At 54.1% G+C, this 16,644-nt stretch carries 11 protein-coding genes, 1 tRNA gene and 1 rRNA gene; 3 read left to right on the top strand and 10 right to left on the bottom strand.

What is annotated here, in order from left to right; translation table 11 throughout:
- Window positions 1-24 precede the first annotated feature (24 nt).
- From recD to D6M16_RS21520, 4 genes are all read right to left on the bottom strand, one after another.
- Window positions 25-2,163 carry an exodeoxyribonuclease V subunit alpha gene (gene recD, locus D6M16_RS21535; RefSeq protein WP_240435677.1) on the bottom strand — a complete coding sequence of 713 codons (2,139 nt, stop codon included), beginning with the start codon at window positions 2,161-2,163 and terminating at the stop codon, window positions 25-27.
- The gene (gene recB, locus D6M16_RS21530) at window positions 2,163-5,807 is read right to left on the bottom strand and encodes an exodeoxyribonuclease V subunit beta (protein ID WP_205576954.1); all 3,645 of its coding nucleotides are present in this window, start codon (window positions 5,805-5,807) and stop codon (window positions 2,163-2,165) included. Before recB ends, recD begins: the two co-directional genes overlap by 1 nt.
- Before the next feature lie 336 nt (window positions 5,808-6,143).
- Window positions 6,144-9,587, bottom strand: a complete 3,444-nt coding sequence (gene recC / locus D6M16_RS21525; protein ID WP_120513905.1) for an exodeoxyribonuclease V subunit gamma — start codon at window positions 9,585-9,587, stop codon at window positions 6,144-6,146.
- Window positions 9,588-9,691: 104 nt separating this feature from the next.
- Entirely contained in the window at window positions 9,692-10,663 is a 972-nt protein-coding gene (locus tag D6M16_RS21520) for a TDT family transporter (protein WP_120513904.1), read from the bottom strand.
- 137 nt (window positions 10,664-10,800) lie between these two features.
- Between D6M16_RS21520 and D6M16_RS21515 the strand changes: the two genes are divergently transcribed.
- Window positions 10,801-11,739 carry a LysR substrate-binding domain-containing protein gene (locus D6M16_RS21515; protein WP_120513903.1) on the top strand — a complete coding sequence of 313 codons (939 nt, stop codon included), beginning with the start codon at window positions 10,801-10,803 and terminating at the stop codon, window positions 11,737-11,739.
- Here the strand turns inward: D6M16_RS21515 and D6M16_RS21510 are convergent.
- Complete coding sequence (locus D6M16_RS21510) at window positions 11,686-12,369, bottom strand: DNA-3-methyladenine glycosylase I (RefSeq protein ID WP_120513902.1); 684 nt, start codon at window positions 12,367-12,369, stop codon at window positions 11,686-11,688. The two genes, D6M16_RS21515 and D6M16_RS21510, sit on opposite strands and share 54 nt — an antisense overlap.
- A 96-nt stretch (window positions 12,370-12,465) precedes the next feature.
- On the opposite strand from D6M16_RS21510, the gene D6M16_RS21505 reads away from it, so the two are divergent.
- Both D6M16_RS21505 and dapD read left to right on the top strand, forming a co-directional pair.
- Window positions 12,466-12,768 carry a YebG family protein gene (locus D6M16_RS21505; protein ID WP_120513901.1) on the top strand — a complete coding sequence of 101 codons (303 nt, stop codon included), beginning with the start codon at window positions 12,466-12,468 and terminating at the stop codon, window positions 12,766-12,768.
- Between the two features lie 257 nt (window positions 12,769-13,025).
- Window positions 13,026-14,057: a 2,3,4,5-tetrahydropyridine-2,6-dicarboxylate N-succinyltransferase gene (gene dapD / locus D6M16_RS21500; protein WP_120513900.1), complete on the top strand. Its 1,032-nt coding sequence runs from the start codon at window positions 13,026-13,028 to the stop codon at window positions 14,055-14,057.
- Window positions 14,058-14,117: 60 nt separating this feature from the next.
- On the opposite strand, the gene D6M16_RS21495 is transcribed toward dapD, so the two are convergent.
- The 5 genes from D6M16_RS21495 to rrf all read right to left on the bottom strand — a co-directional run.
- Entirely contained in the window at window positions 14,118-14,444 is a 327-nt protein-coding gene (locus D6M16_RS21495; RefSeq protein WP_120513899.1) for a DUF2799 domain-containing protein, read from the bottom strand.
- 96 nt (window positions 14,445-14,540) lie between these two features.
- Window positions 14,541-15,737 carry a multidrug effflux MFS transporter gene (locus D6M16_RS21490; RefSeq protein WP_120513898.1) on the bottom strand — a complete coding sequence of 399 codons (1,197 nt, stop codon included), beginning with the start codon at window positions 15,735-15,737 and terminating at the stop codon, window positions 14,541-14,543.
- A 140-nt stretch (window positions 15,738-15,877) separates the two neighbouring features.
- Window positions 15,878-16,195, bottom strand: a complete 318-nt coding sequence (locus tag D6M16_RS21485; RefSeq protein WP_120513897.1) for a hypothetical protein — start codon at window positions 16,193-16,195, stop codon at window positions 15,878-15,880.
- Between the two features lie 220 nt (window positions 16,196-16,415).
- Window positions 16,416-16,492 (bottom strand) — tRNA-Asp (locus tag D6M16_RS21480).
- A 41-nt stretch (window positions 16,493-16,533) separates the two neighbouring features.
- A 5S ribosomal RNA gene (gene rrf / locus D6M16_RS21475) occupies window positions 16,534-16,644 on the bottom strand; the annotation flags it as partial.

Here is a 16,644-nt window from a genome sequence, read left to right as displayed (position 1 = left end):
CACTGACTGGCGGATAACCTGTCATTAGCCTAAGCTGGCTTCCAACCCGCTGGCTCGCTCAATACAGCGCTGAATACTGCGCTGCAGCACCTCCGGCTGAGCGTACAGATACAGCCTTTCCTTCGCCCGGGTAACGCCGGTATACACCAGTTCACGGGTCAGGATCGGGCTGAAATCCGGCGGCAGTATCATCAGGGTATCAGCAAATTCCGAGCCTTGTGACTTATGGATTGTCATCGCATACACCAGCTCATGCTCCGGCAGGCGGCTGGGCAGGAAGCTGCGAATGCTGCCGTCCGGCATGTCGAAATACACGCGAAGTGCCAGGCGGCCTTTGCTGTCGGTCCGGCCATCAGGGTCTGGCATCGCAATACCTATATCCCCGTTGTATAACCCCAGACCATGATCGTTGCGGGTGATCATCACCGGCCGTCCGACATACCAGGTTTCCTCACCGGGGGCGATCAGTCCCTCTTTAGCCAGTTGCCGTTCAATGCGTGTATTGAGTCCTTTAACGCCAAAATCCCCTTCCCTGAGTGCACACAGCAGCCTGACGCTGGCAAACGCCAGCAAGACCTCACCGGGTGCTTTTCCCTCAGCAATCGCCTCAAGATAGCGGCGGTAGAAAACGGCCATCTGCCTGATCAGACGCTGGTAATGCTCGGCACTGAGCGGGTACTGATGTATATCGGCAAAATGCTGTTGCCACACAGTGGCCAGTCTGTCGGGCTGGCCGCTGTTGATGGCTTTCGCCAATTGCCCTATGCCTGACAATGCATGAAAACGGTAGCTTTTTTGCAGAACACACAGGCAATCAGCGACCGGACTTTGCCCGCCTGATGGCCCGGCCGGCAGCACAAAGCCCGTCATTTCACTGAGTTGCCTGGCTTGCCCGGCACTGTAACCCTGACTGGAAAACGCGCAGATATCACCCAGTACAGCGCCCGCCTCCACCGAAGCCAGCTGGTCTTTGTCTCCCAGCAGAATCAGCTTGCAATGAACAGGCAGTGCTTCCAGCAGGCGGGCCATCATAGGCAAATCAACCATAGAAGCTTCATCCACCACCAGCACATCGGCGTGCAGTGGATTCGCGGCATGATGCCGGAAAGAGGCCCGGCCCGGAATGGCTCCGAGCAAACGGTGCAGGGTGCTGGCCTGGGTTGGAATCGCCGACTGAACCGCCGGCGGCACAGGCAAGGACTGAACCGCCTTGCCGATCGACTCGGTCAGGCGTGCGGCCGCCTTGCCTGTCGGCGCCACCAGAACAATATGGGGTACACTGGCTGAATCAAGCGTGTCTGTATCGGGCTGCTCCTGCATCACCAGTGCCGCCAGCAACTTGGCCACTGTGGTGGTTTTCCCTGTCCCCGGCCCGCCGGAGATCACGGCAAACTGCCGGCTGAGGGCGGTCGCGGCCGCGACTTTCTGCCAGTTAAGACAAGCGGCGTCTGGGATCAGCCGATCAAGCGGCGCCAAATCGGAAAAGCGCTGTGCCTGACACAACACGCTGTCTATCTCCTCCCAGTTAAGGGGATCCGGCTCCACCACATCCAGCTTATCGCACACCAGCATCCGGCGCTGATCCGCGCTGTCATTGCCGCTGCGCCGTAAGTCGGCCAGGGCGTCATAAACATAGCGATAATTGCGTGAAAACAGGGTATCCAGCATACTGGCCTGACGCGCTCCCCGGACATTTCCCTGCCCGGCTGATGTCAGCAACCGCTGCGCGACAGTCTGTTCATATTGCCAGTAACGATGCAGATACAGCCGGTTGTCAATCAACACCAGGGGCGTGGACTGAGAGCCATCAGACACGGCAGCGGACTGGTTCAGTACCGATGACCAGCTGGCTGGCAAGCGCCAGGCAGCCGGCAATGCCGCCAACAGCGATTCGGCCATTTCTCTTGGCAGCCCCAAAGGCAGACTGTTTGCACCAGCCAGCGGCAGGCAAACATGGCCGCGCCCCAGTTCCTGACTGAGCCAGGCAGCCGCCAGAGCCAGCACCTGTTGCGACGCTTCATCATCCTGTCCGTTAACCGACTGACAAATGAACTTGGCAAACTGACTATCCAGCGGCCGTAATATGCCCTGACGGGTCAGTCGATCAAGCTGAGCGATGACAGCAGCAGGCCCGGTATCTCTTGCGTGGTCTAACATCGTCATCAGGCAGGCTCTCCCTGGCTTATCTGTCCGTCAATCAGTTGCTCCAGCTCGCTCAGCAATGCATGGCTTGGCCGGGCATGAAAAATACCACTGTTATCTTCTGCCCGCACGCCCCGTAAAAACAGGTAATACACACCGCCAAAATGTTGTTCATAATCGTAATCGGCTTTTCTGCTTTTCAGAAAGCGGTGTAACGCCAGGGCATATAACTGATACTGCAGATCATAACGGTGTTCGCTCATCGCCGTATCCAGAGCCTCACCACGGTAAGCCTCATGGGTGTCACCCAGCCAGTTCGATTTCCAGTCCAGCACGTAATATTTCCCCTGATACTCAAACACCAGATCGATAAACCCTTTCAGCATCCCGCTGACCGTGGAGAACCCCAGTTCCCCCGCTTTTGCCGACAAAGCATCATGCCGGGCCAGCGTTTTGTTCAGCAAGGCCGATGACAGCAGATGAATCGGCAGCATGAATTCCATCTCGACCAGACGCTGCGGCGGCTGAAGGGCACCCAGACGTAAATCCCGGCCATCCAGCGCACAGTTAAGTACCTGGTTCAGCAATTGCTGCAGTACCGGCAGCCATTCAGGATCGTAATTTTCCTGTCGCAATAAATCAGTGATCACTTGTGTGGTGGCTGCGCTATCGGCCGCATCAGTAAATTCAATATTCTCGAACAGGCTGTGCAGGAATGTGCCCGGCCGGGCGCCCTTCGGAAAGGTGAATACCGAGCGCTCAGGCGCGGCAATGGCCACCTCATGGTCCGGATCCTCCAGCAGGCTGTCTTGTGATGAATCGGTATCAAAGCCGGGCAATTCGCTGCTGGCATCCAGCACAGAGTGCCCCTGTTTTACCAAAGCGGAATAACTGGTGATCCACCAGTTATGCTCAATGGGATGTAAAAAACGGGCTACCTCCGGCACTGGCTGCTCGGTTAACGCTGGCTGCCAGAGCGATTCAGGCCGCGAAGGCGGTGTTTCTACACAGATATCTTCACTTTGCGCCAGCGTATTGAGCGCCTCAGCCAGTTCGGCAAGCCCGCCTTCTTTGCCGTTCTGAATCAGATACCCCATCGCAGACAGGTGAAGTCCGGTAGGTTCTTTGGTGCTTCGTCCATTGCGCAGCGGAGCCATACCGACATAACAGCCATAGACAGCCCGGGTCAGCGCCACATAAATCAGACGCAGATCTTCAGCCAGTCGCTCTTGCTCGGCCAGAGCCAGACTGCTCTCTTCGCCACTGACATCCAGCACGGCCTGTTGAGAGTGCGGATCATGAAACAAGGCGGTTTCCGTGCTGCGGTAGCTGCAGACAAACGGCAGAAATACCAGCTCGTATTCCAGGCCTTTGGATTTGTGGATAGTAACGATTTGCACCAGGTTGCTGTCAGACTCCAGCCGCAGTTGCTGTTCGTCGCTGTTACCGTTTGGCGAGGCCATATGTTCAGCCAGCCAGCGGATCAAGGCCTGATCACTGTCCAGCGTCTGGCTGGCCTGCTGCAGCAACTCGCCCAGATGCAGTAAATCCGTCAGCCTGCGCTCGCCGCCGTTTTCACCCAGCAGACGTTCGGCAATCTGGCGGCGTGTTAACACATGGCGGATCATAGGGAGCACTCCGCGGCGCAGCCACAGACTGCGATAGTCACGAAACTCCGCAATCCAGCGCTCCCACTCGTCTTCCTCGTTATTCAGCCTGTCGAGCTGAAAAGCGCTGAGCGCAAACAAACTGGTGGCCAGGGCGGCCCGCAAGCTGGTGTCCTGTTCCGGATGCAGCACGGCCACCAGCAAGCGCAGCAAATCTGCCGCTTCCTGACTGGCAAAAACACTGTCGCGGTTAGACAGGTACACACTGGGTATGCCCTGAGCTGCCATCGCCTGACGCACCAGCGCCGCCTCTGATCCGGTGCGCACCAGCACAGCGATATCGCCGGCTGACACCGGCCGCTGCTCGCTGCCTTTCACCAATAACGCCTGGTTATCCTGAGCCTGGGTCAGAATGGCTTGAATCTGCGCGGCCGTCGCTTCCGCCATCGCCTGTTGATATTCCCCTTTACTGACCGGGGCCTCAGCGTCCATCTGCCAGAAACACAACGCCGGCTGACGTTCACCGTTGAGTTGCCAGTGCTTGCTCTGGGCATTCGGGCTGGGCTGAACGGGCAAAAACTGGATATCGCTGTCATAAATAAACGGGCTGTCGGGCAGTTCAAACACCCGGTTCGCCGCTGCCACCATGCTGGCAGTCGAACGCCAGTTAGTGCCCAGCGTATAGTGAGCGCTGACCTGTCGCCTTGCCCGGATGTAAGTAAAAATATCTGCACCGCGAAAAGCATAAATCGCCTGTTTGGGATCGCCGATCATAAACAATCCCGATACCTTAGCGATATCATCGGGTCCGGTCTGTTCGTCGGGCATATAAACCGTGCTGAAGATCTGATACTGAAGCGGATCGGTATCCTGAAACTCATCGATCATGGCAACGGGATACAAATGACGGATCCGGGCAGCCAGTGCGCCTTCACCCGTGTCTTTATCTGTCAGTAACGCCGCCGCCAACTGGGTCAGCAGATCATCAAACGACAACCAGCCTTTACGTAACTTGGCCTCGGCCAGCAGTTCCCGGCAGGCCTGAATAGCATGGGCCAGAACCGGCTCTCTGACGCTGGGTCTGGCGGCCAGCAAGTCATGAATGGCAGCAAACACCGGATGCCGCGGCACGGCGCCCTTGGCGGTTTTCTCCTCCAGCACCGTCTGATCAAATTTTTCCAGCGCCTTGGGCAAGCTGTAATCCAGCGTTGGCTGGGTGGACCACAGTCCGACTTCATCGAGGGCTTTGGGCAGACTGGTTTTGGTATAGCTGCGCTTATTCACCCCTGAGTCACTGATCAGCGCTAAAAAATCTGCCGCATGCTCGCGCCAGCCCTGCTTTACCGTCTCAATCCGCTGCAGGTTCTGCTGATGTAACTGTATCAGATCGCCCGACAGCGATGGCGACTTCAGGGCGACCGGTGCGCCGGACAAAAACGCATTGATGTCTTTGAGCAACGCTGCCGGCGCTGGCCAGCAGCGGCGGATTTCGTTCGCCAGTTCGCGAGGCAGAGGATAAAAATACCGGCGCCAGTAATCCGCCGCCACCTGTGCCCGCAGTTGGCTTTCTTCGGTAATGAATTCATTGGAAAACAGGCTGCCAGATTCGAACGCGTTTTGCGTCAGCATACGCTGGCAGAAACCATGAATGGTAAAAATCGCCGCTTCATCGATTTGTCTTTCTGCCTGCAGCAGCAAGGCGGCCGATCGGCCATGATCCGGCAGATCATGCAGCAGGGCGGCCAGCACGGGATCATCGCTGGTACCGCGGCTGAAAGCGATCCTGGCGTCATGAATGCGGCGACGGATACGGTCACGCAGTTCAGCGGTTGCCGCTTCGGTGAACGTCACCACCAGTATTTTATCCACCGTCAGTGGCTGCGGGTATCCAGTATTGGCATCACCGTGTCCCAGCAGCAAACGCAGGTACAAGGTCGCTATGGTAAAGGTTTTCCCTGTCCCTGCTGATGCTTCTATCAGTCGCGTGCCGTGCAGCGGAAACACCATAGGCTCCAGTGTTTGCGGCAAGATGGCAGATACCTCTGTTGATGGGGTCAAAGTCATGGTCGTCAACCGCTTCTTGTTGTCAGGCTCGCTGCGGCTCATGCACTCAATCCATAAGCCGCAGCGACAATAATTTTGGTTTCAGGCAGCATAAATGATGGAAAGCTGCCTCTGGTTTCAAAGCACTGTGTGATCTCTGACTGATTGGCTCTCAGCCAGCGTATTTTATTCTGATTCATCTATCACTATGGGATACGTTTCACATTTTCGGTGTCGGGCTTTCGGTAGTATCGCTGCCAAGAAATTTGGTCTACCTCTGGACCTTGTGGCCGACCGGTGAACACCCTACACCTTATAACGATTTTGCCGGCGGCCACCTCGCACCCTTCTCTACTCTATCTCTTCAAGATGCATCAACACAGGCTGCAGCACTCGCCGTGCCCAATCCATTGCCTCAGTGGCAAGATCGTCCTGCCAGTTCGGCCAGACTCGGGCGATATAGGCATTACTGCCTTCACCGCTGAACAGATAACTGTCGTTAAACACCCCGGCCATTTTGGTAAAGGCTTTTTCCAGACTCTCTTCATCCGTCAGCCAGTTGCCGCTTTTGTCCCGTAGCGCCTCCAGGCCGGCCTGCGCTGTGCGCGGGAAATAAGGTAATGGGGATGACTGCCCGGCCAGATAGCCTTCTGTCAGCATACTCAGTTGCTCCGCGGCATACTCTTTTTCTACCGGCCGGAGGCGGACATGCTTATCAATGCCCAGCACATGGGTGTCGGCGGTTATCCCCTGTACCGACATCGCCAGATGCTCCAGCCAGGCATGAATCAGATCTTGCGTCCGCACTTTGCCGGGCCTGAAGTGAATCACCCCGGATGCGGTGTAATGGCGGATCCACCCCTGCAATCGGCACTGACCTGAAGGGATCGTCATCAGCAGATCAATTTCAGGATCCTCGAGCGGCGAGGCAAGCAAAGCGGCAACCCGCTCAGCCAGCGGGGCTATCTGCTGTTTTTCCTGCTCCAGAGTCAGCTCACCAAATGCCGCTATCGGTAAAGTACCAGCGGCCTGCTGCATCGCCTGAAAACGGCTCATGGCGTCGGGCCGGGTCTGCGCTTCAAGCAGAGTCGTCAGTAAATCTGCCCGCAGTTGATAACTCTGCAGGCCATCAAGTGCAAAGGGTTCTTCGTCCACCATCGCCCCTGCGGCGGCGTCAAAATAGACCTTGAGACGCCGGTTAAAAAAGTACTGCACCGGCAGGCGCCAGAAGCGCTGCAACTCTGCCATTTCAATCACAGGCAGTGAGGCGGATGACTCCGCCAGATCCGTCAGAACAAACGGTGACAGCGATTGCGACAGGAAATCCACCTTATCCACAGTGATTCGTCGTGCCGCGGGCAGCCATTCTGCCGCATAACTGGGCGAGCTTCCCAAAAAGGCCTGCGGGCTGAATGGCGTCAATGGATGGTGGTGGATCAGCCATTGGGTCAGACGTTCCGCCGAATCCTCCGGAGACAGCGTACTGTCCCCTTGCAGACAGAATCCCTGCTGGCAGTAATCCAGTAACTCACTGAGCAAAACAGACGGCATTTTTTCGCTGTTATCCTGAATCGAACGCCCGACATAACTGATGTACAACTGCTGCTGAGCAGACAAGAGCGCTTCCAGAAACAGGTATCTGTCATCGTCACGACGGGAGCGGTCACCGGCACGCTGGCGACCCACCATAAGATCAAACCCTTCAGGGGCAATTGTTCGGGGATAGACACCATCATTCATTCCCAGCAGGCAGACGACTTTAAACGGGATAGAACGCATTGGCATCAGGGTACAGAAGTTTATCTGACCGGCCAGAAAGCGCTGACTCACACGCTCGCCACTCAGTTTGTCATTGAGGTAATCGCGCATGATCGCTGGCGTCAGCGCTTGCTGATAACCGGCATCATCCAGTTGTTGCTCCAGTTGCTGCAGCTTTTCCCGGATCAGACGCAGTACCAGTTCACCCTCGGTATCCACGCTGAAAAAATCATCCAGCAACTGGTTCAGCACACTGAACCACTCACGCGCCGAATGCGGCTGATTGAGTACCCGGCGGTAATGGATTAACTGCTCCACAAAGACACTGAGCTGACCTGCCAGCTCGGCATCCATGCCCTGCACTTCATCATAGGCAAGTATCCCCTGATACAGACCTGCCTGCGCTGGCATCGCATAACCAAGCAACATACGCTGCAGCCCGAACAGCCAGGTATTTTGCTGCTGCACCGGCAGTGAAAATTCGCGCGCTGTGCCGGCATCCAGTCCCCAGCGAATGCCGGCTTCCTCAATCCAGCCCTTCACCTGAATGAAGCGATCGCTGTCAAGATTAAACCGCTTCATGATAGCCGGCACTTCCAGCAACTCCGTCAGCTCAGAGGCATGGCAACGGCTATTGGGTAAATCCAGCAAGCGCAGGCAGGCCAGTAATACGGGGTTTTCCTGATCGGCACTGCGGTCAGAAATGGAAAATGGCAGGTAGCGCTCAGACGGCGCATTACCGAAAACAGCCTGAATATAAGGGCTGTAGGCATTGATATCGGCAACCATGACGACAATATCACGTGGCGACAGGCCGGGATCGGCATCCAGCATTGCCAGCAAATTATCGTAGAGAACTTCCACTTCCCGCATCGGGGAATGGCAGACATGGACCGACAGAGAGTTGTCGTGCGGTTCAACCGGCTGTTTGTGCTGGCTGTCGGCCAGCAACTGGTCATTCACTTTGTCTTCCAGATTCAGTATGTCCGACTGAATGCAGTGCAGCAGACTGTCGGGCTGAATATCAACAAAAGCGTCGACTTCAAAAGCCTGTAATTCCGACAGCAGATACAGGTTGTCCCGCCCCAGCTTACCCAGTGACGCTAACAGTGTATTGCCAACCGCAGCATCCTGATGCGTGTCGTCAATCAGGTTATCTTCCAGCGAGCCTTTGAGTATGCCCACGGCACCGGCCTGCTCGCTGTGTTCATCCCGCCAGATCACCTGCTGACGCTGCTGCGCTGCCAGCCGGGCCAGATATTTGCGATCTCTGACATCTCCCCAGTAGTGGCGGCAAGGATTGGTAAACATCAGATGCACATCGATGTGCTGCCCCAATGCCGCCAGGGCGTCCATATAGCGTGGTGGCAGTGCTGAAATACCAAAAACAAACAGACGCTTGGGTAATCCCTCCGGCAGCTCCGTCCCGGACTGCGCGTACTGCGTCAGTGTTTCAATAAACTGTTGATACAAATTAGCGCGGTGATAAGGCGACTGCCCCTGCGCCAGAATGTGGTCATACAGCGCCTGCCATAATACCGGCTGCCAGGGGTGATCGCCCGCCAGTTCAGGGTCAATGCGCCCCGCCTCCCATTCCTGTATCCACTCCGGCCGGTACACCAGATACTGGTCAAAGATGTCGGCAATTTTTCCGGCCAGCTGAAATCGACGCTGCTGATGGGCATCCTCTTCCAGGTAACGCGCCAGTGGTGCAAATTCGGGCTGATCCAGCAACCCGGGCAGCACCTGCATCAGCGACCAGGTCATGGCATCTTTATTAAAGGCACTGCGTGCCGGCACATCCTGCAGTACTTTGGTGAACATGTCCCAGATGAAGGTCGCTGGCAACGGAAAAGTAATATTTGCGGCCACGCCCAGCGACTGTGCCAGTTCGAGTTTGAGCCATTGTGACATGCCCGGACTCTGCACCAGAATCTGCTCAGGGACAAAGGGGTCTGAAAGCGGATCCCGGCGGATCAGCTCAACCAGTAAAGACTTCAGCAGGTCCAGTTGGTTGGAATGGTAAACAGTAAACACGCATCAGGCTCGCTGGCAGAAAATAATGCAATGATTGTCTACCAAGGCACGCAGGGTGTAAACAGCAGTGCCTGTGATGACCGCCGTCCTTTCGGTTCAACGCGTTACATCGCCGCTCTGCGATAGCCTATCTCAGCTGTGCAATAGTGGGCCAGATAGCGCACTATGACATAACTGACCACCACAGTAGCGACCAGTAATTCAGCCAGAGCCAGCCCCTGAACCTGGTGCGCGTAGTCGGCCAGCAGTGGCTGAGTGCTCATCCAATGGGCCGTTTTGTACAAGGCAGTCGCCCCAATCACCACAGGGAAAGTAAACGCAGCATAAGCCGGACTGAAAGGTAATTGCAGGAGTCTGAAGAAGGCCAGATAAATCACCAGAGTCATCAGCAATCCGATACTCGCCAGCAGTGCCACCATCAGCACCGAAGGCTGCGCCGTCACTGTCAGATAACCTGCCAGTGACAAACTGGCTGGCGCCGCCAAAATCGCAATGGTTGGCTTAGCGGCATCCGGGACCTGGTGACAGAAAATCAGGCGGTATAACATCACAGGCAGCATCAGGGCGTAAGCACTCAGGCCAAACATCAGCAGAGCCTGTGCTAACGGTGCCAGCACACCGCCTGGAAAAGTAACATCAGCCACTATGATCCCCACAGGCGGCACAAACCAGCTAGGCACCATATGGTGCAACTCAAACCGGCTCAAACGATGAAAAACGAAGCAGGCTAAAAACACCAGATGCAAAACCACGGCGACCAGCCATAGTACCCACCCGGCATGCGGCAGGTATCGCGCCAGCGCAGAGGAAACCACCATCAGTGCCATCGAAAAAGTAGGCACGACACTGCCGACCACAGGGTGCTTCAAATCCTGCCACAGTAACTGAGGATGTAAGACAAACTTCACTGCCAGCCCCAGCAGCATCACAGCGGCAATCATAGCGCTGCCGCTTTGTGCCATACCGTGCAATGGCGCCGCGTTTTCCCAGCACCAGCCCAGACTGGCAATCGCCAATGCCAGCCCGGCCATTGGCGTCGGCATCAAGGCAAACCGGTTTTTCAAGACTTGATTCATGATTAGCTCTCCATCATATCCGATGCATTTTTTTGTTCTTTTTATCGATAGAGGCAGTGTACTTCTCTCGCATGGTTTAGAATAATTGAATAAATTTAACCAAGCGTTAAACCAATCTTAACCACATAAGAGTAACGATGAACATTGCGCTGAAACAACTGAGAGTCTTTGTGGCCGTGGCACAGGAAAAAACCATCACCGCTGCCGCAGAGCGCCTGTTTCTGACCAAGCCAGCGGTCAGCATGGCGCTGGCCGAGCTGGAAAAACAACTCAGCCAGCCCCTGTTCGATCGCCATAACAACCGACTGACCCTGAACAGTGAAGGTAAACGCCTGTTACCTTTGGCCGATGAACTGCTCGAGCGCACCCAAAGCATTGAGCAACTCTTCGCACAAACCGGTGCGTTGTCCGGCAGCTTGGCCGTAGGTTCCAGCGATACTGTGGGCAATCAGCTCACGCCTTTTCTGCTGAGGGATTTCAGAGCACAGACAGCCCATACTGACCAGTCTCTTCTGATCGGCAATACCGCGGCAATCGTGAAAAAATTATGTGATTTTGAACTGGATATCGGCCTGGTCGAAGGCCGGGTCACAGAAAAATACTTGATAAGCCGACCATGGCTTCAGGATGAAATGGTGATTATCTGCCATCCTCTGCACCCATTGCTGAAGCAAAACAGGCTGTCTGTGGCGGATCTTGAACACTCGGAATGGGTACTCAGGGAAGCCGGATCCGGCACCCGTGATTATTTCCTGCATCATCTCGCACCCGATATCAATGACTGGCAACTGGCTTTCGAGCTCAACACCACTGAAGCCATCATCAACAGTGTCGCCGCCGGGCTGGGCCTGACCTGCTTATCACGGCGCGCCGTTCATCATGCGGTGCAGGAAAAACGCGTGGCAGAATTGCCCATCACGCTAAGCAAGCAAAGACAATACTGGCTGCTGTATCACAAAGATAAATACACCAGCCCGCTGTTATCCGCGTTTATTGCCTTCTGCCAGCAATGGCAACCGGGGTCAGATCCGGTTATCGCCACCACTGAAGGCAATGATCTGGCTGATCTGACATAACGGCCGGCCCGACTCCTGCTGCCAGTCGTTAAACGCGGCCTGTGCCGCCGACAGGGAGCGCTGGGTGTCCCGACCGCCATCAATGATTCCGGTACTGCGCAGGTAGGCTTCAACATCCTGGCTGAGGATAAAAGTATCTTTACCCATCACCCGTAACGTATAGGGGCCGGTATTTCCACCCAAACGCTTACCTTTGCTTTTCAGATAGCGCCATAAGCCAATAATGTCATCCGATGGCCACGCTGCGACCATAGCGGCAAACGAGCCGTGCTCTTTCGCGGCTCTGTGGATCATGTACGCATTGTCCGGAATCGTCATGACTTTGCCGAGATGACGGATAATGGCTGGATCTGTTGCTTTGCGCTCCCACATTTCGTTCGGCACCAGCAGCAACTTTTCAATATCAAAACCAAAAAAGACTGACTCAAAGCCGTCCCACTTTTGCCTGACCACTTTCCAGCTCATACCTGACTGGAACACTTTCTGCGTAAAGGCGGCCAGCCAGCGATCATCGGTAATGCTGGTCAAGACCTCTTTGCTCAGCGGGGTCGACAACAAGCTTTCCAACGCCACTTCTCCTCCTTTACGATCAGCGGCCCGGGTATAAATTTGTTCAAATTTTTCTCTCATGCTCACAAGAACACCTTCTCTCAGAACTCAGCACTGGACTATGCGCTTATCCTACTGTATAAAAAACCAGTTAATCAATATCTGGAGAGGGTGACCATGGCTGTTATCGTCAAATATGTAGTAGAGCGCAACGGAGAAGAGAAGATGACTTTTACCTCTAAATCTGAAGCTGATGCCTACGATAAAATGTTGGATATGGCTGATGAGCTGTTTGCTGTTCTGAGTGAAAGCAAACTGCTTGAAGACGAAGCCAAACAGGAAGAATTAGCACTATTCCTGGCACAAGAGCGTGAAAAAGTCCTTGTCGCTCTGGGGGCTAAAAAAGCCAAACCGGCCGCGAAAAAGAAAGCGGTAAAACCCGAAGCCGTGCAAGACGATACTGACAGCGAAGCCGCCTGAGTCAGCCCCCTTTACGATAAATCATAAACCTCCGCTGGGAGGTTTTTTTTATTTCCGGGTTTATTCACAAAGACTGACTTTATATGTGGTTAAGTGCGGATTTTCGTCATTTCTCAGTCATTTTGCCATGAATGGCAGATTTCCCCTTCAATATCCTGCTCAGTCTCTTTATGATGGGCACATCTAACTTTTTCAATATCAGACAGACTGCCCAAACATGCAGTCGATATCCCTTTTGACATGGAGACCATTTCATCATGGCGACATTTTCTCTAGCCCTGGGTACCGCGACCAAAAACCGCGACGGCAAAATCATTGAAGCTTTCTTCCCGACTCCGCTGCTCAACCCGGCTCAGCCTCTGGTTGATGCCATCGCAAAAGTCGTTGATTATCAGGAAGGCAATCAAGCGATTGAGATTACCCCGGTTCAGGCGACTGAACTCGCCGGCGCTTTTGCCGCTAATGGTGAGCAAGCCAGTGCAGGTTTTGCTGAAAAAGCCGCTCAATCCAGCCAGCCGCTAGTAGTGGTCATTCTGGCTGCTGATACGGCCCCGGCCTCTGTGGCTGAAGGCTTCCTGAAACTGCAATTGATCTCTCAGCGACTGGTGAAGCCTCATGGCCTGGTACTGGACGGTATCTTCGGTTTGCTGCACAACATTGCCTGGACCAATCAGGGCCCGATTGATCTGCCTGAACTGGCAGAGCGCCAGATTGAAGCTCGCCTGAAGGGCGAAGTGCTGACTGTAGACTGTGTTGATAAATTCCCGAAAATGGTCGACTACATTGTGCCGGCTGGCGTGCGTATTGCCGATACCTCCCGTGTTCGCCTCGGTGCTCACGTCGGTGAAGGCACCACAGTTATGCACGAAGGCTTTATCAACTTCAATGCCGGTACCACAGGTGTGAGCATGGTTGAAGGCCGTATTTCTGCCGGTGTTGTGGTCGGTGACGGTTCCGATATCGGCGGCGGGGCTTCTATCATGGGTACCCTGAGTGGCGGCGGTAAAGTGGTGATTTCGATTGGTGAAAACAGCCTGCTGGGTGCCAATGCCGGCCTTGGTTTCCCGCTTGGCGATCGTTGTACCATTGAGTCTGGCTTGTATGTCACCGCAGGCACCAAAGTGACTATGCTCGATGCAGATGGCAATGTCGTTGAAACCGTCAAAGCACGCGACCTGGCGGGCAAATCTGATCTGCTGTTCCGCCGTAATTCAGTCAGTGGCGCAATCGAGTGTCTGACCAATAAAACAGCGGTTGAGTTGAACAGCGAACTGCACAGCAACAACTGATCCTCAATCGCTGAGTAAAAAATCCCAAAAGGCTGCCATCGGCAGCCTTTCTTATCTGTATCAGTAGCCTCTTTCCGCCAGTCCGAACTGACTGGCATCTTGCCTGCATTCATCCGGGTAACCAGGGTTAAGGGCCGTCGTCACTGTTTTCTTGCCCGTGCAGTACTCATATCGCCCCTGCAAATAGCCTGCCCGGTATTTTTCATAATCAGATTCAGACATCACACCCAGCCGGTCCAGGCGTTTTTTTTCCCACTCCTGATAACCATATTCTCCGTGATAAGCCCCCAGCTCCTGCCATTCCCCTTGCCGGGATAGCTGCGTTTCATACTGACTGACACAGGCTGTGATCATCAGAACAGCCGTTAAACAGAATAGCTGACGCATACGACCTCCTCAGCCAACTTAATCTGTGTCTTAAGTATGGAAGATTCTCTGATTCCTGAGAGAGTTTCTCATTCAAGGGATTTTACGTCCGGGCATCTAGCTCAGCTCCAGAGCAGCCTGGCGGCCAGACTCGCTCCGAACCCCAAGATTAACGAGCACCATACCCAAAACAGAAGCCCCCAATAAAACAGCACCCAGTTGCCAGGGCTGATCAATTCCCAATTGCAGCAGAAAATGGCTGATCACTGATGCGACAACCATCTGGCAGGCACCGGACAACGCTGAAACAGTACCGGCTTTTTCACTGTATGGGATCAGCAACATCGACTGTGCGCAAGGAAAAGCAATGCCGTTGGTGACAGCCAGCATAAAATGCGCGGCCGACATCCAGACTGGATCAACCGGCGCCAGTACGTATAAAGCCGCCGATATCAACTGCATGCACGGGGCCAGTTGCAGCATTCTTGCCGTCCCGAGTTTAGGCCTGAGCCGCTGACACAATAAGCCGCCAAAAAGCAGGCCACATGCGGGCACCATTGCCCAGAGTGCATACTGATCCGAACTCAGTCCAATCTGAACCTGCATAATGTAGGGCATCAGAGAAATAGCCAGAATCACCATGGCAAAGTTAATCCAGCCAATCCCTGCAAAGGTCATGAAATGACGTTCACGAAATAAAGACAGATAGTTTCCAGCGAGTGTTTTCACCGATGGCGCCTGAACAGATTTGGTCAGGGTTTCCCGAAAACTGAACACAAGCAGCAGCCAAATCAGTGCGATATAAACAACCAGTCCGATGAAAGCCGATAGCCAGCCCAGATAATGATTGATCATCCCGCCGATCACAGGGGCCATAATCGGGGTGAAAGCGGCTACAATCGCCAACCAGGTCATCGCCTTCGCCAGATTTTGTTTTTGGTAGCTGTCACGAATGGTCGCTCTGGCCAGCACGGAAACACTGCCCGCACCACAGCCCTGAATAAAACGGCCAATCAGTAACCCGGAAAAAGAGTCAGACAGAAAAAGGACAACGCTAACCCCAAGGAGCGCAATTAATACACCAGTCAGCAAGACCGGCCTGCGGCCAAAGACGTCGGAGAGGGGGCCATAGACAAGTTGAGAGGGGCCAAACCCAAGTAGATAAATAGCAACCAGCAACTGCGTCTGATCAGATGAAATCGCCAGATCATGCCCAATCCAGGGCAATAAGGGAAACACCAGCCCAAGACTCAGTTGACCAATACTGACGATTAAGCAGGCAAATAACAGGGGTTTCCAATTGAATGCTGGCATACCTTTCTCTATATCGATAACAACACAAGATATTATGCCTGCATACTGGCCTGGAATAAGCCATCATTGGCAACAGGAGCTATGTCCTGACAGGAAAGAATAGCCGCACTGTTTTACGGCTATTCAATGAAATGAAAGGTTTAGGAGTCGGAACTCTGTGCTTTTTGAATCACATAACGAAACGGATTAGTGAAGGAGAACTTGCTGCCCTGAGTGGTAACCCGCCCCTGCTTCATTGCAACCAGCACTTCGCGCTGTATTCTGACTAACGAAAAGAAACGTATCACCATAAACACAATAAATATCGGCATGATGATTTGCGCCATGGACGCTGATTTTAATAAGAAATCATTACCTAACCAGACCGCGAGCATAACCAGCATCAGGTACAGGGAATGCGGTTTCAATGTAATAGTGACAGAATCAGCGGTTTCTTGCCGCTCATAGAATAAACTCATGGCGAATTGTCTTTTATCATCCCAGAAAAATTGCTCTAACCCTCTCACAGCCTTATACCTAAGGCAAGCGCTTAACCAACCAAATTGTAACCAGTTTCTACCTGCTATAGCGAGTTCAAAGACAGATCATGGGGTTTCAATAAGCAAGGAAAAACCGGCGACACTGCAATCGCCAGACAGCAAAAAACCCAGCCATTACTGACTGGGTTTCTCTGATAAGTGGCGGAGCGGACGGGACTCGAACCCGCGACCCCCGGCGTGACAGGCCGGTATTCTAACCAACTGAACTACCGCTCCACACGGTCGAAACCAGACTGGGTCTGCTTTCTGAATAGGGAGCCTGGCGATGTCCTACTCTCACATGGGGAGACCCCACACTACCATCGGCGCTGCTGCGTTTCACGTCTGAGTTCGGCATGGGATCAGGTGGGTCCGCAACGCTATGGTCG

It is taken from the genome of Photobacterium salinisoli, from assembly GCF_003614885.1.
Classification (GTDB): domain Bacteria; phylum Pseudomonadota; class Gammaproteobacteria; order Enterobacterales; family Vibrionaceae; genus Photobacterium; species Photobacterium salinisoli.
This window is presented reverse-complemented; position numbering and strand designations above follow the sequence as displayed.

Excerpts from the sequence above, each read along its gene's own strand:
- D6M16_RS21515 (WP_120513903.1), top strand. The coding sequence starts at position 10,801 with ATGAACATTGCGCTGAAACAACTGAGAGTCTTTGTGGCCGTGGCACAG.
- D6M16_RS21505 (WP_120513901.1), top strand. The coding sequence starts at position 12,466 with ATGGCTGTTATCGTCAAATATGTAGTAGAGCGCAACGGAGAAGAGAAG.
- D6M16_RS21485 (WP_120513897.1), bottom strand. The coding sequence starts at position 16,195 with ATGAGTTTATTCTATGAGCGGCAAGAAACCGCTGATTCTGTCACTATT.
- D6M16_RS21510 (WP_120513902.1), bottom strand. The coding sequence starts at position 12,369 with ATGAGAGAAAAATTTGAACAAATTTATACCCGGGCCGCTGATCGTAAA.
- D6M16_RS21495 (WP_120513899.1), bottom strand. The coding sequence starts at position 14,444 with ATGCGTCAGCTATTCTGTTTAACGGCTGTTCTGATGATCACAGCCTGT.
- D6M16_RS21520 (WP_120513904.1), bottom strand. The coding sequence starts at position 10,663 with ATGAATCAAGTCTTGAAAAACCGGTTTGCCTTGATGCCGACGCCAATG.
- D6M16_RS21490 (WP_120513898.1), bottom strand. The coding sequence starts at position 15,737 with ATGCCAGCATTCAATTGGAAACCCCTGTTATTTGCCTGCTTAATCGTC.
- dapD (WP_120513900.1), top strand. The coding sequence starts at position 13,026 with ATGGCGACATTTTCTCTAGCCCTGGGTACCGCGACCAAAAACCGCGAC.
- recD (WP_240435677.1), bottom strand. The coding sequence starts at position 2,163 with ATGACGATGTTAGACCACGCAAGAGATACCGGGCCTGCTGCTGTCATC.